The 24,868-nt window shown below is 68.5% G+C and carries 16 protein-coding genes and 1 pseudogene; 2 read left to right on the plus strand and 15 right to left on the minus strand.

The features are described 5' to 3' along the window. Position 1 precedes the first annotated feature (1 nt). From pks13 to glf, 12 genes and pseudogenes are all read right to left on the minus strand, one after another. Entirely contained in the window at positions 2 to 5,320 is a 5,319-nt protein-coding gene (pks13, locus tag QM774_RS10735; protein ID WP_414975858.1) for a polyketide synthase Pks13, read from the minus strand. 28 nt (positions 5,321 to 5,348) lie between these two features. Then, positions 5,349 to 7,250, minus strand: coding sequence for a long-chain-fatty-acid--AMP ligase FadD32 (fadD32, locus tag QM774_RS10740; protein ID WP_414975859.1), 1,902 nt, complete (start codon positions 7,248 to 7,250; stop codon positions 5,349 to 5,351). A gap of 147 nt (positions 7,251 to 7,397) precedes the next feature. Then, the gene (locus QM774_RS10745; RefSeq protein ID WP_414975860.1) at positions 7,398 to 8,399 is read right to left on the minus strand and encodes an LLM class F420-dependent oxidoreductase; all 1,002 of its coding nucleotides are present in this window, start codon (positions 8,397 to 8,399) and stop codon (positions 7,398 to 7,400) included. Between the two features lie 99 nt (positions 8,400 to 8,498). After that, a complete protein-coding gene (locus tag QM774_RS10750) occupies positions 8,499 to 9,461 on the minus strand; it encodes a cutinase family protein (protein WP_414975861.1) in 963 nt (320 codons plus the stop codon). 4 nt (positions 9,462 to 9,465) lie between these two features. Further along, positions 9,466 to 10,029, minus strand: coding sequence for a hypothetical protein (locus QM774_RS10755; RefSeq protein ID WP_414975862.1), 564 nt, complete (start codon positions 10,027 to 10,029; stop codon positions 9,466 to 9,468). A 104-nt stretch (positions 10,030 to 10,133) separates the two neighbouring features. Continuing rightward, a complete protein-coding gene (locus QM774_RS10760; RefSeq protein ID WP_414975863.1) occupies positions 10,134 to 11,555 on the minus strand; it encodes an alpha/beta hydrolase-fold protein in 1,422 nt (473 codons plus the stop codon). Positions 11,556 to 11,738: 183 nt separating this feature from the next. Continuing rightward, a complete protein-coding gene (locus tag QM774_RS10765) occupies positions 11,739 to 12,731 on the minus strand; it encodes an alpha/beta hydrolase (RefSeq protein WP_414975864.1) in 993 nt (330 codons plus the stop codon). Between the two features lie 309 nt (positions 12,732 to 13,040). Beyond that, the gene (gene zomB, locus QM774_RS10770) at positions 13,041 to 15,041 is read right to left on the minus strand and encodes a flagellar motor control protein ZomB (RefSeq protein ID WP_414975865.1); all 2,001 of its coding nucleotides are present in this window, start codon (positions 15,039 to 15,041) and stop codon (positions 13,041 to 13,043) included. 61 nt (positions 15,042 to 15,102) lie between these two features. After that, positions 15,103 to 16,014: a decaprenyl-phosphate phosphoribosyltransferase gene (locus tag QM774_RS10775; RefSeq protein WP_414975866.1), complete on the minus strand. Its 912-nt coding sequence runs from the start codon at positions 16,012 to 16,014 to the stop codon at positions 15,103 to 15,105. A gap of 11 nt (positions 16,015 to 16,025) precedes the next feature. After that, a complete protein-coding gene (locus QM774_RS10780; RefSeq protein WP_414975867.1) occupies positions 16,026 to 16,592 on the minus strand; it encodes a phosphatase PAP2 family protein in 567 nt (188 codons plus the stop codon). Then, positions 16,573 to 18,409, minus strand: a pseudogene (locus QM774_RS10785) (glycosyltransferase). Before QM774_RS10785 ends, QM774_RS10780 begins: the two are co-directional and overlap by 20 nt. Positions 18,410 to 18,473: 64 nt before the next feature. Then, positions 18,474 to 19,664 (minus strand): UDP-galactopyranose mutase, encoded by a 1,191-nt coding sequence (gene glf, locus QM774_RS10790; RefSeq protein WP_414975868.1) that lies wholly within the window; start codon positions 19,662 to 19,664, stop codon positions 18,474 to 18,476. Positions 19,665 to 19,846: 182 nt separating this feature from the next. Between glf and QM774_RS10795 the strand changes: the two genes are divergently transcribed. Continuing rightward, positions 19,847 to 21,589 (plus strand): SpoIID/LytB domain-containing protein, encoded by a 1,743-nt coding sequence (locus QM774_RS10795; protein WP_414975869.1) that lies wholly within the window; start codon positions 19,847 to 19,849, stop codon positions 21,587 to 21,589. A 13-nt stretch (positions 21,590 to 21,602) separates the two neighbouring features. Here the strand turns inward: QM774_RS10795 and QM774_RS10800 are convergent, their stop codons facing one another. Genes QM774_RS10800 through QM774_RS10810 form a run of 3 tightly spaced genes read right to left on the minus strand, consistent with a single transcriptional unit; the run spans position 21,603 to position 24,029 of the window. Beyond that, positions 21,603 to 22,451 carry an HAD family hydrolase gene (locus QM774_RS10800; protein ID WP_414975870.1) on the minus strand — a complete coding sequence of 283 codons (849 nt, stop codon included), beginning with the start codon at positions 22,449 to 22,451 and terminating at the stop codon, positions 21,603 to 21,605. Continuing rightward, the gene (locus tag QM774_RS10805) at positions 22,448 to 23,233 is read right to left on the minus strand and encodes a lysophospholipid acyltransferase family protein (RefSeq protein WP_414975871.1); all 786 of its coding nucleotides are present in this window, start codon (positions 23,231 to 23,233) and stop codon (positions 22,448 to 22,450) included. The genes QM774_RS10800 and QM774_RS10805 overlap by 4 nt, the downstream gene beginning before the upstream one ends. 1 nt (position 23,234) lies before the next feature. Next, the gene (locus QM774_RS10810; RefSeq protein ID WP_414975872.1) at positions 23,235 to 24,029 is read right to left on the minus strand and encodes a lysophospholipid acyltransferase family protein; all 795 of its coding nucleotides are present in this window, start codon (positions 24,027 to 24,029) and stop codon (positions 23,235 to 23,237) included. Between the two features lie 37 nt (positions 24,030 to 24,066). On the opposite strand from QM774_RS10810, the gene QM774_RS10815 reads away from it, so the two are divergent. Continuing rightward, positions 24,067 to 24,840, plus strand: a complete 774-nt coding sequence (locus QM774_RS10815) for an alpha/beta hydrolase family protein (protein WP_414975873.1) — start codon at positions 24,067 to 24,069, stop codon at positions 24,838 to 24,840. Positions 24,841 to 24,868 lie beyond the last annotated feature (28 nt).

Below are 24,868 nucleotides of genomic sequence, written 5' to 3' on the forward strand. Positions count from 1 at the left end.
GCTATCCCTTCAGCTGTTCGATCCGGCGACCGAGATCCTCGGCGACCTTCGCGACATACGGCTCATCGACGATCGCCAGGTGATCGCCGCCGATGTGCAGGATCTCCAGGTCGTCGACGACCTCGCCCCACCGGCCGTCCTCGTCGATCTCGGCCCACTGCGGCTCCAGCTCGATCGCGCCGTCATGCATCTTGTCGGCGCGGTACAGGACCACCTTGCCGTCGTACGGCGTCGGATCGATGTTCGTGAGCGCGCGGTTGTCGAGGAACGACGTCCGCTGGTGCTCGATGATGCCGCCCGGGATCTTGGTGCCCGACATCTGGATCATCTCCATGATGATCGCGAACTGTTCGTCGTCGTCGGCCTCGACCAGACGGTCCATCGGGATCTCGACGTCCGGGTCGAGGTCGTAGGTCTTGACCGCGAAGTCCTTCCAGCGTTCCAGGCGGGCCCGCTTGGTCTCCGGCGTCTCGACCACGTCCTCCTTGGGACGCACGACGTCGATGAGGCCGACGAAGGCGATCTCGTCGCCCTGCTCCTTGAGCACCTGCGCGGCGCCGTAGGCGAGCGCACCGCCCAGCGACCAGCCGATCAGCACGTACGGGCCGTGCGGCTGGATCTCCTTGAGCTTCGGCAGGTACTGGCGGACACGTTCCTCGATGGTGCCTTCGACGCGGTCGAAGCCGATCACCGGGATGTCCTCCGGGAGCCGCTTGATCAGCGCCTCGTACGCCGACGTGTTGCCGCCCGCCGGGTGGAACACCAGGGCCGGAATCGGGTCGCCGGCGGTCGTGTCGAACACGTGCTGACGCTTGCCGTCCTTGCTCGGCACCCGCAGGTAGCGGACGAAGCCGTCCATGTCGGCGGCCGCTTCCATGTGCTGGCGGACGTACTCGCTCATCTCCTCGATGGTCTCCGAGGCGAGGATGTCCTCCACGTCGATGTCGCCGCCGGTCCGGTCGTTGAGCCGTTCGGCCAGTTTCTGCGCGGTCTCCTCGTCGAGCACCGGCAGCTTGTTGAACACGCCACCGGCCGACTTCTTGGTCACCACGGCGTAGGCACCGAACGTCAGACGCTCGGCCGCATCGCGCGGCGGCACGTCCGCACCGGCTGCCGCGGTGACCTGAGCCTGATCGGTGAGATCGGTCTTGGCGGCGGCCTTCTTCGCGGTGGCCTTCTTGGCCGGAGCCTTCTTCTCTGCGGCCTTCTTGGCCGGAGCCTTCTTGGCGGGTTTGGTTTCGACACGGGCTCCTGCGTCGCCCGGCTCAACCGCCGGGGTAACGGGCTCCGTGTCGGCTTGGGCTCCTTGCGCAGCCTTCTTGGCGTTGGCCTCATCGATCAGCGCGCTCAGGGCGGCGGTGTCGAGCTCCTGGCCGTCCTCGGCGCCCTTCGCCAGCAGGTCCACCTGGTCGCGGTTCTCCACCGCGAAGGTGACGAACTTGGTGACGTCGCCCAGATTCGCCTGACGCATGGCCTGCAGCTGAAGCTGCGGGATGTCGAACTCGTACTCGACGCGGTTCTTGATGCGGACCGCCATCAGCGAATCCAGACCGAGCTCGATGAGCGGGATCTCCCGCGGCAGGTCGTCGGGGTCGTAGCCCATCGACTCACCGACGATGGTGGCCAGACGGTCCTCGACGCTCTCACCCGAGTCGGGGGTCCACTTGCCGCCGATGGTCTCGACGATCTCGTCCTCTTCGACCATCTTCTCGTCGACGAAGCCGGAGGACTTGGCGGCCTCCGCCGCGTCGGACAGCGCCGGCTCGGCGGCGGTGACCGCACCGGCGGGCCGGTCCAGGGCGGTGCCGGTGACGGCGGCCTCGTAGACCAGGGCGTGGCCGTGGTCCGCGTCGGCGTACACCGAGACGGTTCCGCCGCCCGGATGCCGGGCGAAGGTGGTGGTCACGGTGCCGTCGGCGGGGAACGTCCCGATCGCGTCGGCGGCGGCCACGGCGGGATCGGCGACGACCTGCTTCGCCGCGGCCAGCACCAGTTCCCGCGGATCGGTGACCGCGGACGCGGCCACCTCCCAGGCGTGACGACCGTCGGGCAGGCCGACATGCGAACCCGGGATCGAGGTGGCTCCGCTCGAGCTGCTGACCGAGGCCTCCAGCCAGTACGGCTTCCGGTCGAAGCGGGTGCGCGGAATGTCCGCGTACGGCAGATCCTGGCCGGTCCCGAACAGGGAGCCGACGTCCAGCGGATGCCCGTGGACCCACAGCTTCATCATCGCGTTGACGAGGCCGTAGCTCTCGTCCTCCTTGCGCTTGAGGGTCTCGATGAAGTCGGCGTCCTGGATGCCGGCGCCGAACGCGGTCGACGCCACAGAGAGCAGGACGGCCGGGTTCGGCGACAGTTCGACGAAGGTCCGGTGACCGTTCTCCAGCGACTTGGCGATGGCCTGGGCGAACCAGACGCTGTGCCGCAGCCCCTTGGTGAAGTACTCGATGGTGTGCACAGGTTCGCAGCCCGGGCGGTAGAAGACCTCGCGGTCCACCGAACTGTAGAACCCGACCTTCGGGCTCTCCGGCACGATGCCGGTGAGCTCGTAGGCCAGCTCGCCGAGCAACGGGTCCATCTGCGACGTGTGGCTGGCGCCCTTCGTCTGCAGTTTGCGGCCCAGCTTCCCCTCGGCCTCTGCGTGCGCGACGATCGCATCCACCTGTGCCTCGGGGCCGCCGATCACGGTATGGGTGGGTGCGGCGTAGACACAGATCTCCAGATCCGGGTACTGCTCGAGGACGCCGTTGATGTCGTCAGCACTGTATTCGACGATCGCCATCAGCCGGACGGCGTCGCCGGTCAGCATCGATTCGCCCTCGCCCATCAGACGCGAACGCTGACAGATCACTCGGGTCGCATCTTCGAGGGACAGACCGCCGCTGATGTGGGCTGCCGAGGCCTCGCCCATCGAGTGCGGTACCAGGACTCCCGGTTCGGCACCGAAGTGCCGCATCGTGTCGGCCAGCGCGACCTGGATGGTGTAGATACCGACCTGCGCGGTCTCGATGGCGTAGGTCTGCGCATCGTCGAGGAAGATCTCGACGATCGAGTACCCGAGCTCGTTCTGAACGAGAGCGTCCACTCGATCGGCATACTTCGCGAACACCGGATTCTCGAGGTACAGCTGCTTGGCCATCTTGCGATGCTGCGAGCCGAATCCGCTCAGCAGCCAGGCGGCGGAGGACGCGTCCGGGGAGTCCGCGGTGTAGACGATCGGCGAGACCTTGCCCTCGGCGACCGCGCGGACACCCTTGATCGCGTCCTCGTGGGTGCGGGCCATCACGACGCTGCGGGTGCGGCCGTGGTTGCGGCGGGACAGGGCCCGGCCGATCTGCACCAGCGGCGTGTTGCGGCCCTCGTCGGTCTCCAGCCAGTCGGCGAGATCGGCGGCGGCCTTCTTGCGGCGCGACGGCAGGAATCCGGAGATCACCAGCGGCACGACGGCGCCGTCGACGGCGCACGGGGCGAAGCCGTCGGCCGGATCGGTCTCGGTCTGCTCGGCGACGGGCTCGTCGTTCTTGTTCTGCGACTCGAGCAGGAACCGCTCGGCCTCGGTGAGGTATTCGTCGTCCTCGTCGGGGCTGTCGGCACCGGCCGGTTCCTGAGCCGGCCGAAGGGCGTCGCCCGCATCGTCGACCGGGGCCACCGGGGCGAGATCGGTCGGCAGCAGCTCGCGCACCACGACGTGGGCGTTGGTGCCGCCGAAACCGAAACCGGACAGTCCGGCGATCGCGTGACCGGAGTAGCGCGGCCAGTCGGTGTTCTCGGTGGTGACCTTCAGGTTGGTGGCGTCGAACTGGATGTACGGGTTGGGGCCGACGTAGTTGAGCGACGCGGGGATCTTGTCGTTGGTCAGCGACAGGACCACCTTGGCGAGTGCACCCGCGCCGGCGGCGGCCTCCATGTGTCCGTAGTTGGTCTTGGCCGAGCCGAGCAGCGCCGGGGCGTCCGGTGTACGGCCCCGACCGACCACCCGGCCCAGTGCGTCGGCCTCGATCGGGTCGCCGAGCACCGTGCCGGTTCCGTGCGCCTCGATGTAGTCGACGGTGCGCGGATCGATGGCGGCGTCGGTGTAGGCGTCGCGCAGGACGTCGACCTGGGCCTCCGGGTTCGGCGCGAAGATGCCGTTCGACCGGCCGTCCGAGTTGACGGCCGAGCCCGCGACCACGGCCAGGATCTGGTCGCCGTCCTCGCGGGCGTCGGCGAGACGCTTGAGGACGAACACGCCGCCGCCCTCGGCACGGATCATGCCGTCCGCATCCGAGGAGAACGCCTTGATCCGGCCGTTCTTCGCCTGGGCGCCGATCGAGTCGAAGCCGAGGGTGACAGCAGGGGTGACGATCATGTTGACGCCGCCGGCGACGGCGACGTTCGACTCACCGCTGCGCAGGCTGCGCACCGCCTGATGCACGGCCACCAGCGACGACGAGCAGGCGGTGTCGATGGCGACCGACGGGCCGCGGAAGTCGTAGAAGTAGGAGACGCGGTTCGCGACGATCGACGACGCGGTACCGGTCAGCGCGTAGGCCGCCGTCTCCTGGGCGCCTTCACCGAGACCGAGGGTCGCGAGCATCTGGTAGTCGTTGGTCGAGGTGCCCATGAAGACGCCGACCGCCTCGCCGCGCAGGTCGCTGGCGGGGATGTGCGCGTTCTCCAGCGCCTCCCAGGTCAGCTCCATGGCCAGGCGCTGCTGCGGGTCGACCATCTCGACCTCGCGGGGGCTCATCTGGAAGAAGTCGGCGTCGAAGCCCTTGACGTCGTCGAGGTAGCCGCCGTGCACGTTCGCTTCGGCGATGATCTCGGCCAGCCGCGGATCCGACTTGAACTCGGTCCACCGGTCCTCGGGCAGATCGGTGATGCCGTCGACGCCGTCGATGAGCGCCTGCCAGGTGGACTCGGGGGTCTCGCCGGCCTTCGGGAACCGGGTCGCCAGACCGACGATCGCGATGTCGTCGGCGGCGGAGCGCTCGCGCTCCCAGAAGCGGTCGGCCTCCACATCCAGGCCCTCGTCCGGATCGCCTTCGATGATGCGCTTGGACAGCGAGGCGATCGTCGGATGCTGGAACACGACGGTGGCCGACAGGATGACGCCGGTCTTGTCCTCGATGTCGGCGCCCAGGGCCACCGCGTCACGCGAGGACAGGCCGAACTCCTCGAGCGGGCGGTCGGTGGAGATCTGCTCGGCGGGCTGGCCGGTGGTGGTGGCCACCCAGTCGATCAGCCAGTCCTGCAGCTCGTCGACGGTCATGCCGCCGGCCGTTTCGCCGGCGGTGTTCCGGTCGTCGGTCGTGGGCTCGGTGTTCTCGGTGTCAGACATCGTCTCTCAGCCTACTTATCGGCGGTGGTCAGTCCTTGGCGTCAGGGAACGCGGTCTGCTGGTAGCCGCCGCGCAGGGTGCCGTCGATGTAGGCGGCCTTGGTCGCCCGGCGGGCGATCTTGCCGCTCGACGTGCGCGGGATGGAACCGGCCGGAACCAGCAGCAGATCGCGCACCATCACGCCGTGACGGCCGGCGACGGCCGCGCGCACGGTGTCGGCGATCTCGCTCGGGTCGACCTTGCGGCCCGGGCCGCGCTCGGCGACGATCACCAGCTGCTCGGAAGCATCCTGAGGGTCCGGCTTCAGACCGGACGTCCCGTTCTCGAAGACCTCGGCGGGCAGCTGGTTGGCCGGCACCGCGAAGGCGGCGACGTAGCCCGGACGCAGCGCGGTGCTCGACTCCTGGGCGCTGGCCTCCAGATCCTGCGGGTAGTGGTTGCGGCCGTCGACGATCACCAGATCCTTGACGCGGCCGGTGATGTACAGCTCGCCGTCGTGGAAGACGCCGTAGTCGCCGGTCGCCATCCAGTCGCCGTCCTCGGGGGCGCCTTCGGCGTGGCTGTCGGGCTGACGCGACTTGAGCTTGTTGTGGAACGTGGCCTCGGTCTCATCGTCCTTGTTCCAGTAGCCCTTGCCGATGTTGAGGCCGTGCAGCCAGATCTCGCCGACACGGCCGTCCGGCTGCTCGGTGCCGGCATCGGCGTCGACGATCACGGCCCACTCGCTGAGTGCGACCTGACCGCAGGACACCTGGGTGACGGCGTTCTCCGCGTCCTCGGCGACCTCGACGAATTCGCCGGCGTTCAGCTTCTCGCGATCCACGTAGGTGATCTTGGCGGCGTTGTCACGCTGGGTGGCCGACACGAACAGGGTGGCCTCGGCCATGCCGTAGCAGGGTTTGATGGCCTTCGGCGACAGACCGTACGGCTCGAAGGCCTCGTTGAACTTGCGCATCGAGCTGACCGTGACCGGCTCGGAGCCGTTGATCAGGCCGATGACGTTCGACAGGTCCAGCGATTCGCCGGCCGCGGGCAGACCGCGGGCGGCGGCGTGCTCGTAGGCGAAGTTCGGGGCGGCGGCGAAGGTCGGCGCCGGATCGTCCTCGGCGGCCAGTTCCTTGATCCAGCGACCCGGGCGGCGCACGAAGGCGGCCGGGCTCATGATGGTGATGTAGGAGCCGCCGAGCGCGGGCAGGATCACCGTCAGCAGGCCCATGTCGTGGAACATCGGCAGCCAGGTGACGCCGCGCGCGTTGCGGTCGATCTCGATGCAGTCGTAGATCTGCAGGACGTTGGCGGCGACCGCCTCGTAGGTGATCTCGACGCCGGCCGGCACGCGGGTGGAGCCGGAGGTGTACTGCAGGTAGGCGACGGTGTCGCGGTTGTGGTCCTTGCCGGCCACCGGCGCGACCCAGGTGTCGCCGACCGAGTCGGGCACGGCGTCGACGGCGATCACGCGGGGACGATCCTTGGCGGGACGGTCCTTGAAGAAGTCGCGAACGGCCTCCGCCGACTTGGTGGAGGTCAGGATGGCGGTCGGCTCGCAGTCGGCGAGGACGGCCACCAGGCGATCGGTGTGGCCGGGCTCGTCCGGGCTGAACAGGGGCACCGCGATGTTCGACGCGTACATGGACGCGAAGAAGCCGATCACGTATTCGAGGGACTGCGGCGCCAGGATGGCGACCCGGTCGCCGGGCTTGGTCACCTGCTGCAGGCGGGCGGCGACGGCGCGGAGCCGCTTGCCGAACTGCGCCCAGGTCAGATCGATGTTCTCGCCGTCGCGCTCACGGCTGTAGTCCTTGAACCGGTAGGCCAGCGTGTCGGCCTTCTCGCGGACGTTGTGTTCGACGTAGTCAACGAGCGTCGCGTCCTCGGTGAAGTGCAGTTGGCCGTTCTCGTCGAGGAACTGATCGAACTCGGTCTTCAGCATTCCAAACTCCTGTGCCGCGCTGGGCGCGGGCTGTACTCATTCCCTGTCGGCTCCGGTGTCCCAGCCCCCTGTACGGGACACCTCGCCCTGTCGTCGCTCGCCGCGGACACTGCGCCGGCGGCGAGCTTCCGCAAAACCCGTCTGATTCTACTCCCCCCGTAACAACGGGATGACGGGTGCGAAGGCATCCATCTGTGTCGGGAAGACGCCCACGTAACTCATGGTCGTCTGCCGTCGCACGTGACGGATCTGGTCGGCGATCTCTTCGAAGGTCCCGAACGCCAGATAGGGGGACGAGAGGATGTCGTCGACGGTGAGGTCGACGTCTCTCGCGATGTTCGGCGGGTACCCCGAATCGAGGGCTTTGAGCGCCATCTCGGCGGTCGCCTCACGATCGTCGGTGATGACGATCGTGGCGATCGTCCAGTTCAGCTCGATCTCGTCGAACCGGTCGCCGGCGGCCTGCCGGATGCGGTCGACGCGTTCGAGGGTCTTGGTCATCGTCATGTCGGACAGGCGCAGCTTGCCGTCGGGCGTGGAGCCGGTCGCGACGGAGATGATGTCGGCGTGTTTGGCGGCCAGCGCCAGCATGCGGGGCCCGCCGCCGCCCACGGCGATCGGCGGGCGCGGTCCCTGGCGGGGACGGGGCGAGCCTTCGAGTCCGCGGATCCGGTAGAACTCGCCGTCGAAGTCGACGGTCTCGCCGCGCAGCAGGCCGTCGAGGATGGTCAGCATCTCGTCGAGCCGGCGGATCCGTTCACCGGGGGTGCCGAACTCGAGGCCGGCCTTGTCGAACTCGTCCTTCATCCAGCCGGCGCCGATCCCCAGTTCCAGACGGCCCTTGGAGAGCACGTCGATGGTGGTGGCCTCCTTGGCCAGGATCGCCGGGTGACGGAAGCCGTTGGCCAGGACGGAGGTGGCCAGCCGGATCGAACTCGTGGCCTGACTGAGGGCGCCGAGCGCGGCGAGCGGGCCGACCTGATTGCCCAGATGGTCGGGGACGGCGAAGGTGTCGTAGCCGTACTCTTCGGCGGTCTGCGCGAGCTGCACGAACTTGCGGGCACCGCCCTCGTCCTTGTTGCCCTCGCCGGCGGCACCGAAACGGAACTTCCGGAGGCCGGCGTCGTTGTGGGTCGCCGTGGCGGTCACGCCCGTCCTCCTGTCCGTGTCGGTGCTGCTCCGGGCCGACGACTCGGAGAAAGGTCACGAAAAGGTTAACGCAGCGGCCGGGTCAGACTCGAATCGCCGTCACAGGTGCTTGGGGTGCGGAGAGTTCGTCACCAGTTGCTTCGACCAGCCCAGCATCCACATGGTGGCGGTGGCGCCGTTGTCGTCCCAGTACTTGGGTGTGGCGTACATCGCGTGGATGGGGTTCTGGGCGGCGTTCGCGAACTCGCCGATGGCGCCGAGCGGGTTGGTGAACTGCGGTGAATCGCAGATCAGATCGCCCTTGGCGCAGATCGAGTAGACGCGGTCCTCGAGGGTGCCGAAGCCGCCCGGGCGGGCACCGGTCATGGTGATGCCGGGAACGATCGAGCCGAAGGGGCCCAGCACCACTTCCGCACCCTTGCCCTTGGGGCTGGGGCCGACGTCGTGCTGTTCCCCGGACTGGCGGCGTCCGTCGGCGATCAGGCCGACACCGATCACCAGGTCCTGGTCCTGCGCGGGGATCGGTCCGTCGCCGGCGCCGATGCCGGCCGCCAGATCGCCCACGATCACCGCACCCTGCGAGAAGCCCATCAGCACGTACCGCGTGAGCGGGCAGTGGTTGTAGGTGTTCTGCAGCTTCCCGTAGGCGCGGGCGTACCCCTGCTTACGGGAGTCGTTGTAGGTGGCCTCGTGGTCGTTGAGGTTCGTCGGATTCTGGAACTGGGCCTTGTACGGCACCGTGTGCACCTGGGCACGCGAGGACGGGAAGTCCTGCTGCAGGTGCGAGGTGACACGCAGCAGCAGGGCGTGCTTGTTGGCGTGCGGGTTGTACGGGTCGTCGGTGGCGCTGGACTCCCAGGTGCCGGGCACCGACAGCACCAGCACGTCCGGGCAGTCGGCGGGCTGCGCCGTCGGCCTGGTGGGTGTCGAGGAGGGCGGCGGGCCGTGCGGGGTGGGCGGTGCCGGCTGCAGCAGCCAGATCACCAGGATCACCACGAGGACGATCGCGATGATCGCCAGCAGGATCACACCGAGGGCGAGCCTCCGGGTACGTCTCGACACCGACTCAGCAGAGGTTCTTGTTGGCGTCGTTGATCAGTTTGTCGGTCTTGCCGTTGACGACGTTCTCGTTGTTGTTGCCCGGACCGAGCGCGGCGGTCACCCACACCTTGATGGTGGCGGGATCGGTGCCCTTCTTCTGCTCTTCGCAGACGTAGTTGCCCCACGTGAGAGCGACCTGCCCGTTGTCGTCGCCCATGAACGACACCTTGTCGCGCTTGAGCGCGGCGAGGTACGCCTTCTCCTTGGGATTCAGGTTCGCGGCCTGCTGCCCCTGGGCATCGGGGCCGTTGGCAGGCGGCTTGGGTGCGGCGGACGACGGCTTGCCGGCCGGCTTGTCGGCGGCCTTCGACGACGACGCGGAGCCGGGCGCCTTGCTGGCCGACGACGATGCGGACGCCGACGACGGCACCGAGCTCTTGTCCGAGACCGGGCTCGGCATCGACGTGGTCGTCACCTCGGGCACCAGCGGTGCGCTGGCGGTCGACGAGTCACCGCACGCGGTGAGTCCGGCGGCGGAGATGGCGAGGGCGGCGCACACGAGTGCGCCACGGGTGATCGTGCCTGTCATGGGTTCGAGGCTACCTCGCGATCGGCTCGATTCGGACTCCCAGAAGGGTTTCACCTGCGAAAACACGGCAGATCCTTACTCGATTATCAGAGAACCCGGCGGCTTCAGCGCTCGACGCGGGCGCCACCGTTCGGCGTCCAGCTGATCTTGCCGTGTTCGAAAGTGTTGAACTTGGCCTTGCCGTCCTTGCTCGTCTGCTCGTTGCTGGTCGGCAGACCCAGGCTCGCGAAGGCGGGCACATAGGCGCCGCCGATCGCGCCGCCCACCGTCTTCGGGCCCTTCGGGCCGGTGAAGATCCGGCCGTTGCGGAAGTCCTGCGCGAAGCCGCCGGGCACCGGGTACTGCGGTGTGAGGCAGCCGCCGAGACCCTTGACCTGAGGTGCCTTCTTGAAGGCGTCGCCGGTCTTGCAGGCCACCCGGTCGCCGGAGAGGCCGAGCGCGGTGGCCGCCTGCGGCCAGGACTGCTGCATCTCGAACTCCCAGTACGGCCACGTGTGGGTGCCGGAGGGGCGGTACACGACCTGCGCCGGGATGCCGTCCTTGCTGAGTTTGGTGGCGAACTGCTGGCTGGTGGTGCGGGCCAGCAGTTCCAGGCCGACGCCCGAGTAGTTGGTGGCCAGCAGCGGGATGTCGCTGGGCTTGTCGTTCGGTCCGACCACGCCGTTGCCGGACGAGATGTACAGGCTGGTGCCACGCAGCTTGTCGGCCAGCAGGTAGGGGTCGTGTTCCTTCCAGGCCGGGTCGCTCGGCGGGCCGAACATCCGCTCCGAGTCGTAGCCGCCGCCGTCGCGCTGCGCGAACTGGATGGCCTGCGGCATGCCGTAGGAGCTGAGCTGGAGGAAGCCCGAGTACGACGCGGCGAACTTGAAGAATCCGGGATTGCGGGCCGCCAGCATCATGGCGGCCGAGCCGCCCATGGACAGGCCCTGGACGCCGCGCACGTCGGTGGAGCGCCAGTCGCCCTGCAGAACGGTGGGCAGTTCCTTGATGAGGAACGTCTCCCACTGGTAGTTCTTGCCGCGGTCGGGCTGCTTCCAGTCGGTGTAGAAGCTCGATTCGCCGCCGATGGGCATGACGACGTTGACGTTCTTGTCGCGGTAGAAGTCTTCGATCTTGGTGTTGATGATCCAGCCGCTCTGATCGTCCTGCGCGCGCAGACCGTCGAGCGTGTACAGCTGCGGGAACCGGGCCGAGGGGCTGGCGAACCAGTCACGCGCCAGGAGCAGCTGGACCTGGATGTCGGTGTTCATGGCCGGCGAGTGCACCCAGAGGGCGACGCGGTTGCTCGAGTACCAGAAGGTCTTGGTCACGTGGACGCCGGCGACCGGGGCGGCAGATGCCGCGGGAGCGGGGGCCGCGGGCTTGGCCGGGGCGGCGGGCTTCGGGGTCGCGGGGGCGGCCGGTTTGGGTGCCGCGGGGGCCGGTGCCGGATCGGCGACGGCGGGGGCGGCGAGCGGCAGGAGGAGCGTGGTGCCCACCGCCATGGCGGCAGCGCCGCGCTGCGAGGTCCTGGTCCACACCTTCACGTCCGTACTCCTTCACGTGATTTCCCCAACCGATAGAACGGAGGGTCACGCGGGCCCGTACGGGCAGGCGGATGCGAGACGCTCCACGTGTGTTCTTACACGTGGAGCGTCTCGATGTCCGTGCGCCACGCTGTGACGCATGTGAATTGTGTGACTAATGTTTCTCAGTCACCGCTTCGTCGATCAGTTGAAGAGACCGCGTCGCTTGGCGTTGAAGAGCATGTCTCGCCAGTAGCCCCACGCGTGGGTGCCGTTGGCGTCATACGTCATCACCGGCAGGCCCTGCACCTGAGCGCTGACCTCGAAGGCCTTGGCCTGGGTCCAGGCGAGCATCTCCAGCGGGGTGCCCTTGAAGAGGTCGTCGCCGACGTTCTGCGGGTAGTTGTACTTGCCGAAGAAGCCGTTGCCGGAGCCGACGAACACCTTCAGACCGTGCATGCGGTTGATCAGCATGGCCGGGTCGTTCTGAGTCCAGCGCGGGCTCCACGGCGGGCCCCACATCGCGTCGACGTTCCACGGGCCGGGTGCGACGTCCAGCATGGCGACACGCAGCGCGGTGCGCATGCCCGGAGCGCTCAGGTAGTTGTAACCCGAGAACGACGCGGCGGCGTAGTACAGGTCGCGACGCTGCGCGGCGTGCGTGAGCGCGGCGTTACCGCCGGCCGAGACACCCGCGAGCGCGTACTTGCCGTTCTTGGAGCCGAAGCCGGCGCGACGGAGCATCGGGACGACGCCCTTGTCGATCACGCAGCCCCAGCGGTAGCGAGCGCGCTGACCGTTGAAGTTCGAGGGGGCGTCCCAGTCGGTGTAGAAGCTGGCGGGACCGCCGACGGGCATGACCACGTTGACGCCCTGGTTGACCAGACGCCAGGCGTTGGTCTGCTGGAACCAGCCGCTGGTGCCGTACTCGGCGCGCAGGCCGTCGAGCAGGATGACGGTGCGCTTGTTGCCCGGGCGCATCCAGGTCTGAACCTTGACTCGGCCCTTCGGGTTGCCCTTGCCGAGAGCATTGCCGGTCGGCATGCCGCACGAGGTGACGTACCGGTCCTTGGCGATGACGCCGGCGGCGCTCGCGTCACCGGATCCGATGCTGCTGCCGATCAGGCCGACGGTCGCGGCCGCTGCGACGATGGCTGCGGTCGCCTTACGGCCACCCATGCTCTTCGCTACGCGCATTACTGCTCTCTTCCTCATTCTTTGGGGCGTTCACAGCCTGTTCTCATATGAAACAGCCTGTAAGCGTCTCGTACGTGTCTTACGCCACTAGGCGCGACACACGTCACATCCGTAACGGACTGACGAGAAGCCTATTCGACGGCACACGGCAAGACCAGAAATGTGACCTAGGTCACAGTGTCGGTCCTGGCAATCCGCCGGAATCCGGTTCTCGTCCACTCCGACGGGATCGGTTTCCGTAAGTACCATCGCTCGGTCGCGTAAGGACGTTACCTTTTCGAGACCAATCCGTCCAACCGAACGCCGACATCAGCGCGGCGCCTTCGGGTCGGGCGGCGGGGTGAGCCCGCACCGCAGGATCTCGTACTCGGGCTGCCGGGCGATCCGGTAGCCGTTGAACCCGTAGCTCTGACGCAGGTTGTGCCGGAACCGCGCGAACGACCACGTGTCCTCGTACGACGCGAAACGCGCCTGCGTCTGGGGGCACGTGAGCGCCACGTTGGCGTCCCGCACCTCCTTCGGTTCGATCCAGCCGGGCAGGCCCGGGCCGGCCCCGACACCACCGGACTCGGCCACCACCCACTCGGCCGGCAGATTCTTGTCGTGCCCGATGCGGCCGTCCGTCAGACGTTCGGTGTGTGCGGCGAGCGGATAGGCCAGACCCATCTGATCGACCACCCGCACGTTCAGCGGCGCATTCATCCCGGTCATGCCCAGGTTCAGGAAGTAGACGGTCGTCTTGCCCTGCTGATCGGGCCGCAAGCCGTCCTTTCGGAGCTGCGCCACGTACCAGTTGTCGTAGTCGAACGATCCGAACATCACGCCACCGGTGTTCTTGAGCTCGTCGATGGTCTCCATCATCGCCCGCATGCGCGGGTACTCGAGGTAGTCCTTCGCCGTGATCGGGTTCTCGTTGGCCATGTTGGCCACGTAGAAGCGCCGTTCGTCGACGATGCCGTCCCGGGTGATGTCCATCGGGGCCTCCGACAGCACCCTGCCGTGGATGGCCGTCCCCCACCACACGGTGCCGGCGGCGGCCAGGATCGTGAACGCGGCGCCGGCCAGCTGGATGCGGCCCACCCGGTTGCGGCCGTCGGCCGGGATGGTCGCGGGGACCACCATCACCGGCAGCAGCAGGATGAACAGCGGAGCCAGCAGCACACGCCCGTGCATGAAGTCGCCGCCCTGCCGCAGCCAGTACAGGCCGAGGATCAGTCCGGCGGCCAGGATGGTCGCCACCACCGTCGACGGACGCTGCAGTGCGCCGGAGAAGGCAGTCCACCGGCCCTTCTTCCGCAGTGCGACCGCGCCGGCACGCTCGAGGATGTCGCCGCGCTCGGCCACCTCATGCCGTCCGTGACCGGTGCGGCCCGCCCAGACGATCAGACCGACGAGCACGGCCAGGATCACCGGCAGAAGCAGTGTGTAGGGCCCGAACAGGTTGCCCAGATAGATGAAGCCCTGGTGCCACTTGGATCCGCTGGCATCCTTGGCGATCGCCGGATTCGGCACCAGGATCGCGTAGTAGCCCATCCGGAAGATCTGGTAGCCGACCGGCAGCGCCGCCGCCACGACCACGATCGCGATGCGCATGAGCCAGGCCGTCCCGATGCGGCCCGTCCGTGCCCCCGGAGCCCCGAACGGGGCGAGGAACAGCACCAGCAGCACCAGGCCGCCGAGAATCGTGATCTCCGGGCGGATCAGCGGTGCCAGGCCGGCGACGAACGCCAGGAAGAGGAGCTGCGCCTTGGCGCGCCCGTCCGTGCGCGACGGATCACGCTGCGCCCAGGCGATGAACAGACACCACAGGGCGGCGATCCAGAAGATCACCAGACCGTTCTCCAGGCCGCTCGTCGCGAAGTCGCGGGCCGGCGGAATCGAGATGTAGACGATCGAGCCGAGCGGGATCAGCAGCGTCAGACCGGTCGCCCAGCGGGCCCGGTAGAGCCGGGCGGTGCCGTACATGGCGAGCGGAATGGCCGCCACCGAGAGGACGAGCGCCACCCAGAGGGCGACGTACTCGAGCTGAGCCTGGGTGACCCAGCCCCAGAAGGCCAGCAGGTAGGTCCAGGCCGTCGAGGTGTTGGCCTCCACGCGCTCGCCGGCGTTGAAGACGGGGCCGTTGCCGGCGAACAGGTTCTTGATGGTGCGCAGCACGATCAGACCGTCGTCCGCGATCCAGCGGCGCTGCCAGGCACCGATCGCGAAGAACACCGTCACCCCGACGGTGCCGATCAGCCAGCTGACCAGAGCCGCGGTCGGATACTTCTTCGGCGGCGCGGGAGCTTCGAAACGTTCGGTCTCCGGCACACTCCGGGCACGCCGCGGCCGCCGCTCGCGACTCGGCGAGGCGGCGGGACGGGCGGACCGGTCAGACATAGACGGCGAGACCCACCAGGACGACCCAGGCGACGGCCAGGACCTGCAGCACGCGGTCGCCGAGGGCGATCTCTTCGGGCTCGCCGGCCTCTCCGCCGTCGACGTCCACCGCGTAGCGGAGGATCGCGACGGTGAACGGCACCATCGACAGGGCGTACCAGACGTTCTGGCTGTGCACGCCGTCGAACGCCCACAGGCCGTAACAGATGACGACGGCGGTGGCCGAGAGCGTCCACACGAAACGCAGATAGGTGGTCGTGTAGTACTGCAGCGACTTGCGGATCTTGGCGCCGGTGCGCTCCGCGTACTGCAGTTCCGCATAGCGCTTGCCGGCCGCCATGAACAGCGAGCCGAACGCCATCACCAGCAGGAACCATTTGGACAGCTCGACCTCGGCGGCCACACCGCCGGCGATCGCCCGCAGCAGGAAGCCCGAGGACACGATGCAGATGTCGACGACGGCCTGATGCTTGAGCCCGAAGCAGTAGCCCAGCTGAATGGCCAGATAGACGCCGATGACGGTGGCGGTCTGCCAGTTCGCCAGCCAGGCGATGCCGACCGCGCCCGCACCGAGCACTACGGCCAGGACGTAGGCCAGATTGACCGGCACCACGCCCGCCGCGATCGGGCGGTACTGCTTGGTGGGGTGCTGGCGGTCGGCCTCGACGTCGAGGGCGTCGTTGATCAGGTAGATCGACGACGCGGCCAGACAGAAGGCGATGAAGGCCAGACCGACGTTGGCCATCTTGTGGCCGTCGGTCAGCACCTGCGTACCGGCCGCCAGCGGGGCCGCCAGGACGAGGACGTTCTTCACCCACTGGCGCGGGCGCAGCGCCTTGATCAGGCCGGTGGCCAGATTCTTCGGCGGGCCCTTGACGTCGGCCTCGATCGGCTCCTCGCTCATCGGTGCGTTCCTTACTTAGAGAACTTGTCTGTGTAGATCTTGTCCGCGGCGATCACCGCGCCGGCGCTCAACGCGCCGATCAGTGCGCCCGCGGCCACATCGGAAGGGTAATGGACGCCCAGCACCAGCCGGGACGCCAGCATGGGCGGAACCAGCGCGGCGGGCAGAACGGCGGGCGGCAGTCCGGCCGCACGACCGAGCAGGATCGCGGCGGCCGTCGTGGACGTGGCATGGCTCGACGGGAAGCTCAGTTTGCTGGGGGTGCCGACGCCGACGGCGATGTCCGGATGGTTCGGGCGCTTGCGGCGCACGATCCGCTTGATGACGACCGACGCGGCGTGCGCACCGAAGGCACCGACCCCGGCCTCGATGAACTTGCGTTTGCGGTCGGCGTCGCCGGAGCGGGCGGCCAGGACGGCGCCGGCCGCGGCCAGCCCCATCCAGCCGAGCGAATGCTCACCGAAATGCGAGAGCCCGCGGGCCGCCGCCAGCACACCCGGCTTGTCGGCGATCGCACGCTGGACGGCGACCAGCGCGGCGGCCTCCCCCGTCGCGGGGTCAGTCGATTCCGAAGACACCGGTCCAGCTCTCCTTACTGGCGAGTTCGTCGTGCGCGGCCCGGTACTGGGCGCGCATCTCGTCGAACCGCTCACGCAGTTCCTTCTGAAGCTTGGCTGATTCCCTGCCCAGCGCGAGCATCTTCTCGCGATCTCGCTGGCGGTAGACCACGCCGCGGCCGTCCGCGGTGGTCACCGTGACACCGTCGACCAGACCCAGCGAGTACCAGCGGGCCTCGATCGGCGGGTAGTTGGCCTGCGGCACCTCGTAATGGCGGGGATCGGCCGGGCGGGCGTTGTTCACGACCGCCTTGACCAGTCGCTTGACCTTGGCGACCGGGTTCTTCGGCTCGTTGACGCCGAGCGCGGTGGCCTCCCCCGTGGTCTGCGGCAGCGTGGTCGACGACGGCAGTACGACGGCGTCCGGGTAGCCCTTGCGGATCTCGGCGACCTTGCCGAGTGCGGTCGGCAGGATCTCGCGGATGTGGTGCGGCCCGCCCAGGAAGTCGCGGATCGCCTCGTTCTGGATGGCGACGGTCGAGTACTCCAGGCACAGCAGGTGCTTGGCGGTGGCCTTCGCCATCGACGTCAGGATGCCGTTGATCGGCCCGTCGGTGTACAGCGACGCGACCACCAGGCGGTTACGGAGGTGGAAGTACGCCTGCCAGTCGATGGCGTCGTCCTTGTCGCTCCAGGCCATGTGCCAGATCGCGATGCCGGGAACGGTGGCCGTCGGATAGCCGGCGCGCGCCGCACGCAACGCGTACTCCCAGTCGTCCCACTTGATGAACAGCGGCATCGGGAGACCGATCTCCTCGGCGGCCACGCGCGGGATCATGCACATCCACCAGCCGTTGCCCTCGACGTCGATCCGCCGGTGCAGGTTCTTGGAGTTCTCGCGGTCGCTGAGCGGGTACCGCGCGAAGTTGTGGTCGTACTCGACGAACGGCGCCGCGGTCCACATGAACTTGTGCCGGTCGATCACCTCGCCCATGCAGTGCAGATGGCTGCGGTCCTGCAGGTTGAGCATCTCGGCCGCCGACGAGCATCGGCTTCTTGGCGAAACGGGACATCGCGAGCGCCCGCAGGATCGAGTCCGGCTCGATCATGATGTCGTCGTCCATGTACAGGACGTACGGGCTGTCGGTCAGGCGCAGCGCCTCGAGCATGATGCGCGAGTAGCCGCCGGATCCGCCCAGATTGCCCTGGTCGAACATGTGCAGGCGATCGCCGAGCGCGGCGGCGGCCTCGGTGTAGCCGGGTTCGTCGACCACCTTGCGGGTTCCCTGATCTGGCATGATCACCGCGTCGATCACCGCGTCGACCATCGGATCCGAGGTCAGGGCGGCCAGAGCGTTGACGGCGTCGGTCGGCCGGTTGAACGTCGGGATGCCGACGGTGACGCGCTGATCCGGGGTGCCGTCGGCGACCGGGACCGAGGCGTACCAGCCGGCCGCATGGATCTCGGTCTCGGTGTCGGTGGTGACGTCGAACCAGATCCAGCCGCCGTCCTCGAACGGGCCGAGGTCGGTCTCGTACTCGAAGACGCCGCGTTTCGTCTTCGGGTCGACCTTCACCAGGTCGCCGCCGATCGCGATGCGCGACCCGTCGATCTTCGAGCGGTACAGGTCGACGCGGGCGGTGCCGGTCACCTCGACGCGCAGGACCACCGACTCCAGGATCGTCCACCGGCGCCAGTACGACGCGGGGAAGGCGTTGAAGTAGGTGGCGAAGCTGACCTCGGACTCGCCGGACAGCCGCACGCTGGTGCGGTCCGGCGCGTGGGCGCGCTTCTCGTTGCGGGGCGCCTCCTCCAGGTAGAGGGAACGCACGTCCATCGGCTCGCCCGGGCGCGGGAAGATCACCCGCTGCAGCAGGGACACGGCCTTCGAATCTTTGCCGCTAGTCAAGAGGAGTTCCGTTCTCCAGGTGCGGGGCCAGGGTGTTGTCGAACATGGTCAGCGCGCTGGCGATGGCCATGTGCATGTCGAGGTACTGGTAGGTGCCGAGACGCCCGCCGAACAGCACCTTGTTGTTCGCGGTCTCGTTCTTGGCCAGGTCGCGGTAGGCGGCCAGGCGTTCCCGGTCCTCGGGGGTGTTGATCGGGTAGTAGGGCTCGTCGTCGTCGTCCGCGAACCGGCTGAACTCCCGCATGATGACGGTCTTGTCGTCCGGGTAGGAGTCGCGCTCGGGGTGGAAGTGCCGGAACTCGTGGATCCGGGTGTACGGCACGTCCGCGTCGTTGTAGTTCATCACCGGGGTGCCCTGGAAGTCTCCGGTGGGCAGCACCTCGGTCTCGAAGTCCAGGGTGCGCCATCCGAGGCGTCCGGCCGAGTAGTCGAAGTAGCGGTCGACCGGTCCGGTGTAGACGATCGGCGCGTCCGGGCTGGCGGCGCGCACGTCGTCGCGCACGTCGAACCAGTCGGTGCCCAGTCGCACCTCGATCTTGTCGTCGGCCGCCATGTTCTCCAGCCACGCGGTGTAGCCGTCGACGGGCAGTCCCTCGTAGGTGTCGTTGAAGTAGCGGTTGTCGAAGGTGTAGCGGACCGGGAGGCGGGTGATGTTGCCGGCAGGCAGGTTCTTGGGGTCGGTCTGCCACTGCTTGGCGGTGTAGTCCTTGATGAACGCCTCGTAGAGGGGACGGCCGATCAGGCTGATGGCCTTCTCTTCGAAGTTGGCGGCTTCCTTGCCGTCGAGCTCGCCCGCCTGTTCGGCGATCAGCTTCCGCGCTTCCTCCGGCGAGTAGTACTTGCCGAAGAACTGGCACACCAGGCCGAGTCCCATCGGGAGCGGGTAGGCCTGGCCGTCGTGGAGGCCGAAGACACGGTGCTGGTAGCCGGTGAAGTCGGTGAACCGGTTGACGTACTCCCACACCCGCTCGTTGGAGGTGTGGAACAGGTGGGCGCCGTACTTGTGGATCTCGATGCCGGTCTCCGGCTCGGGCTCGGAGTAGGCGTTGCCGCCGATGTGCTCACGACGCTCGACGACGAGCACCCGCTTGCCGAGCTGGGTGGCCGCTCGTTCGGCCACGGTCAGGCCGAAGAAACCCGACCCGACCACGATCAGGTCGTACACACCACTCTTATCCGTCACGACCATTGAGGGTATCGGACCCTCCCTGAGGATTTCCCACCGCAACACCGCCGACGCGCGCGACCCGCCGGGGGCCCGCGGTGCTTGAAGAGACCGCCTAGTGGTCACTACAGTCACATAAGTCCCATTAATCACACGGGCCACAGACTGCAGCTGGGGTCCCGCGCGAATGAGGTAAGCCAGTGCCGAACACCCGACCGAGCCGAGCAAAGAAGCGGACCGCGACTCTCGCCGCCCTCGGGCTGGCGCCCGCCCTGATCGCAGGCGGACTGGTGGCCGAAGGCACCGGGCTCCTCGACAAGGCCGGGATCTCCCTGACCTCCGAGACCCCGATCACCCTCATCGGCCACGGCCACGGCCACGGCCGCGGGCTCGGCCAGTGGGGCGCCTACGGATACGCCAAGCAGGGCTGGTCGTCCGACCGGATCCTCAAGCACTACTACGGCAACACCACCGCGGGGAAGGTCGACAACCCCGAGGTCACCGTCTCGCTCAGCGAGAAGCGCGGCTCGTCGGTGAGCGTCCTCGCTCCCGGCGGCGCCAAGGTGGGCACCGAGACCGTCGCGCCCGGCCAGGCGGTGAGCCTGAACGGCACCACCGCGTCCATCACCACCGGCTGCGGCGGCAAGCAGGTCAAGACGGTGCCGAACGTGACGTTCGTCGACCCGGTGACCGCCGGCCCCGGCCGTCCCACCGGCGAACTGCTGTCCATGTGCAACGGCGGCGACAAGTACCGCGGCTCCATCGGCCTCGGCGACGGCGGCGTCGTCAACAAGCTCAGCGTCAACGACTACGTGCGCGGCGTCATCCCGAAGGAGTCGCTGCCGGCATGGGCCGATGCGGGCGGCTTCGAGGCACTCAAGGCGCAGGCCGTCGCGGCACGCTCCTACGTGCTCGCCGGGCTCGCGAACGGCCGCAAGATCGACAACACCCAGAACTCGCAGATGTACCACGGCGCCTCCGGTGAGGATCCCCGCACCAACCGGGCCGCCGACGCGACCGACAACCAGGTGCTGCTGCTGAACGGCAAGCCGGCGCTCACCGAGTTCTCGGCCTCGACCGGCGGCTACACCGCCGGCGGGCTGTTCCCGGCGGTCGAGGACGCGGGCGACGCGATCGCGCCGACCCACGACTGGACGGCGACCGTCAGCCCCAGCCAGGTGGCCAAGGCCTTCGGCGTCAACGGACTCAAGAGCCTCGACGTGATCGAGGCCAACGGTCTGGGCGCCGAGAACGGCCGCGCCCTGAAGGTGCAGGCGACCGGCAAGGACGGCACCACCAAGGTGCTGACCGGAGACCAGACTCGCGTCGCGCTTCAGCTGAAGTCGGACTGGTTCGCCGTGCAGGGCCAGAAGACGCCCCCGAAGATCGTCAAGCCGCAGGTCGGAGCCAGCGACGGCCTCGGCACCGGCAGCGGAGGGGACCTGCTCGATCTGGGTCCACTGACCAGTCTGCTCAGCGGCGACGGCATGCCCGACCTGTCGACCCTGGGCATCTCGGATCTGTCGAACATCAGCGACCTGACCGGGCTCCTCAACCAGCTGACCCCGCAGCTGCAGCAGCTGATCGAGCAGGGCACCGGAGCCATCGGCGCCAAGCAGACGTCGTGGGAGCGCAGTGACAACTCCAACGGTTCCACCGGCACGGTCAGCCGCGAACGCAGCGACAACGCCAACGGCTCGACCGGCACCGTCAGCCGCGAACGCAGCGACAACAGCCAGGGTTCCACCGGCACCGTCGCCAAGCCGGAGCTGGTGACCGACGGCAAGGGCGTGCAGGGTCTGGTGCAGGTGCTCCAGAACGGCCTCATCTACTGGAGCCCGGAGACCGGCGCCCACCTGCTCGGCGGCAACGCCCTCTCCGACTTCCTGAACAAGGGCGGACTCGCGGCCCTCGGCTTCCCGAAGGCCGACGCCCCGAACTGAGATCCGGGCTTTCTCAGAACCAGCGTTCGAGGACCTGCGCCAACCCGTCGTCACGATTCGACGCGGTGACCTCGTCGGCGGCGGCGAGAGCGGCCGGGTCGCCGTGACCCATGGCGACGCCGTGCCCGGCCCAGCGCAGCATCTCGATGTCGTTGGGCATGTCGCCGAACGCGATCACCGACGCGGCGTCGACGTCGGTGTTCGCCGCCAGCCAGGCGAGACCGGAGGCCTTGCTCACCTGCGGGAGTGAGAACTCGATCAGGCCGGTGTCGATGGAGAAGGTCATCTCGGCCAGACCGTCCAGGTGGGGGGCGAGCCGCTCGACCATCTCGTGCGACGACATCCCCGGTACGCGGGCGAGCAGCTTGACCGCGGGCGAGGCGGCGATGTGCGCGTCGGACACTTCGAGATGGTCCGGGTTGAGCCAGGCGTGCTCGTATCCGGCGGTGGCCACGAACGGCGCGGTGGCGGCGTCGGCGGGATCGGTGTCCTTGATCGCGCCGGCGCGCTCGGCCGCCAGGCCGGCACCGGGAAGCACCTCGGTGACGACCCCGGCGATCGTCGCCAGAGCCTCCGGGTGCAGGGCGTCGGCGTGCAGGATCGCGTCGGCGGCCACGTCGTAGACGAGGGCGCCGTTCGCGCAGACCGCGAACCGGACGGCCGCCGGCGATTCGGCCAGCTGATCGGAGATCTGCGGGATCCAGCGGGGTGGGCGGCCCGTCGCCAGAACCAGCTCCACGCTGGCGGCGCGAGCCCGTTCGAGCGCCGTCCGGGTGCGCGGCGTGATCGTGTCGTCGCCGTCGATGAGGGTGCCGTCGACGTCCGACGCGATCAGAGTCGGCGGACCCCACTCCCGGGTCACCGGTCGCGGTCCTGATTCGCCTCCGCCGCGCGGCGTTCCTCCCGCAGGCGCGCCTTCTCGGCGGCCTCCGCGTTCTCGATCACCAGCGCCTCGTCCGGGGTGGGCGCCGAACCGCCCAGGCGGGCGGGCAGCCAGTCGGCGCCCGGGGGCGCCTCCGGATAGCCGTCCTGCACGCGGTGCAGCATCTGGTCCATCGTGGTGTGCAGTTCGACGGTGGCCGCGTCCGCGTCGACGTCGGCGGGATAGTGAACGGCCGGGCCGTACATCACGTCGACCGGGATTCCCGAGCGGCCCATCCGCCGCCGGGTGCCCTTCGACATCTGCCGTTGCGCGCCCCACACGATGCAGGGCACCACCGGCACTCCGGCCTCGGCGGCCATCCGGACGGCGCCGTTCTTGAAGTCCTTCAACTCGAAACTGCGGCTGATGGTGGTCTCCGGGTAGACGACCACCACCTCGCCGGAGCTCAGCGAATCGACTGCGGCCCGGTAGGCGTCCGCGCCGGCGGAGCGGTCGACGGGCACCGCCTTGCAGTGGTGCACCAGGAACCGCATGATCCCGATGTCCATCACTTCGGACTTGATCATGAACCGGCCGCGGCGGCCCTCCTTCTGGAGACCGAGCGCGGCGGGGATGAAGTCGGTGTAGGCCGTGTGGTTGACCGCCAGCACCGCGCCGCCGGTCCGCGGAATGTTCTCCAAACCGAAGAACCTCAGCTTCAGGCCCTGGCCGCGGACCAGTCCGTTCGCGATCAGTTCGAGCGTCCGGAAGACGGGCTCCATGTCAGGACTTCCCGCCGTCGCCCGGGTCACCGGCCTCGCGGGCGCGCCGCTTGGCCATCCGGGCCTCCTGGTCGGCGGCGTCGAGGGCGTTCGCCTCCTCCAGGGTGGGTGCGCCGCCGCCGAGACGGGCGGGCACCCAGAAGGCGCCGGCCGGGTACGGGCCGTTGATCTGCTCGTACTGGTCCTGCAGTTCGCGGAGCTTGGTGCTCATCGAGTCGTGCAGCCGGGCGGTGATGTCTTCGGCGCTGCCGTCCGGGGCGATCGGCTCGCCGACGCCGATGACGATCGGGAAGTTGTGCCGGCCGAGGGCTTTCGGATGGCCCTTGGTCCAGATGCGCTGGGCTCCCCAGATGACGGTCGGGAGGATGGGCGCTCCGGAGTCGAGTGCCATCCGCGCCGCGCCGGTCTTGAACTGCTTGATCTCGAAGCTGCGGCTGATGGTGGCCTCGGGGTACACGCCGACCAGTTCGCCCTTCTTCAGGTAGTCGACGGCCTGCTGATAGCTGGCGGCGCCGTCGGTGCGGTCCACCGGGATGTGTTTCAGGCTGCGCATGACGGGTCCGCCGACCTTGTTGTCGAAGACCTCCTTCTTCGCCATGAAGCGGACCTTGCGCTTGCCCTGCAGATAGGCCGGGATGCCGGCGAGGGTGAAGTCGAGGTAGCCGGTGTGGTTGATCGCGACCACGCCCGGCCCGGTCTTCGGCATGTTCTCGACGCCGGAGATCTTGAACTTGAGGCCCTGTGCCGCCCACAGCGTGCGCGCCATGCCGATCACCGTGTCGTAAACGGGTTCCATGCCCTGAGCTTAACCGCGAACTGTCAGGATGGACGTCGTGAGCACGTCCGATCCCGAGGTGACCCGCACGGTCGTGACGTACGACGACGGCCCGGATGCGGATCCGGAGCAGGATTTCGGGGCGCTCTACCTCCCTCCGGGGCCGCTGGAGCCCGGGTCGGTGCCGCTGGTGGTGCTGGTCCACGGCGGCGCGTGGAAGCTTCCGGGTTCGGCCGGCGCCGTGGTGCATGTGGCCCGGGATCTGGCCGCCCGCGGCACCGCCGTCTACAACATCGAGTACCGGCGTATCGGGGCCGGCGGCGGCTGGCCGGAGACGTTCGACGATGTCGCGCGGGCCGTCGACTTCACTCCCCGGCTGTTGGCCGAGCATCCGGAGCTGGCCGGCGCAGTGACCGTCGCCGGCCATTCGTCGGGCGCCCAGCTCGCGACGTGGGCGGGCACCCGCGGCTCTCCCGCGTTCCGTCCGGATCGGGTGGTCTCCCTGGCCGGTCCGCTGGACATGGCGACGGCGGTGGCCGACGGCGACGAGGCGATCGTCGAGGCGCTGGGCGGTACGCCCGCGCAGGTGCCCGACCGGTACGCGCGGGTCGATCCGATCCGGAACCTCGCGCCCGGGGTTCCGGTGCTGGCCGTGCACGGCACGGACGACCGGATCGTGCTGCCGCACTGCTCGGAGAACTACGTGTCGGCCCTGAACGACGCCGGCGGCGACGGGCGCCAGGTGCTGCTGGACGGTGCGCACCACACGTCGTTCCTGGAGCCCGACGACCCGCACTATCCGCGGATCCTGGATCTGATCGCCGGTCGCTGAAACCTGCGTGAATCGCCCGAATCGGTAC

It is taken from the genome of Gordonia sp. (in: high G+C Gram-positive bacteria) (assembly GCF_047600565.1).
GTDB lineage: Bacteria > Actinomycetota > Actinomycetes > Mycobacteriales > Mycobacteriaceae > Gordonia.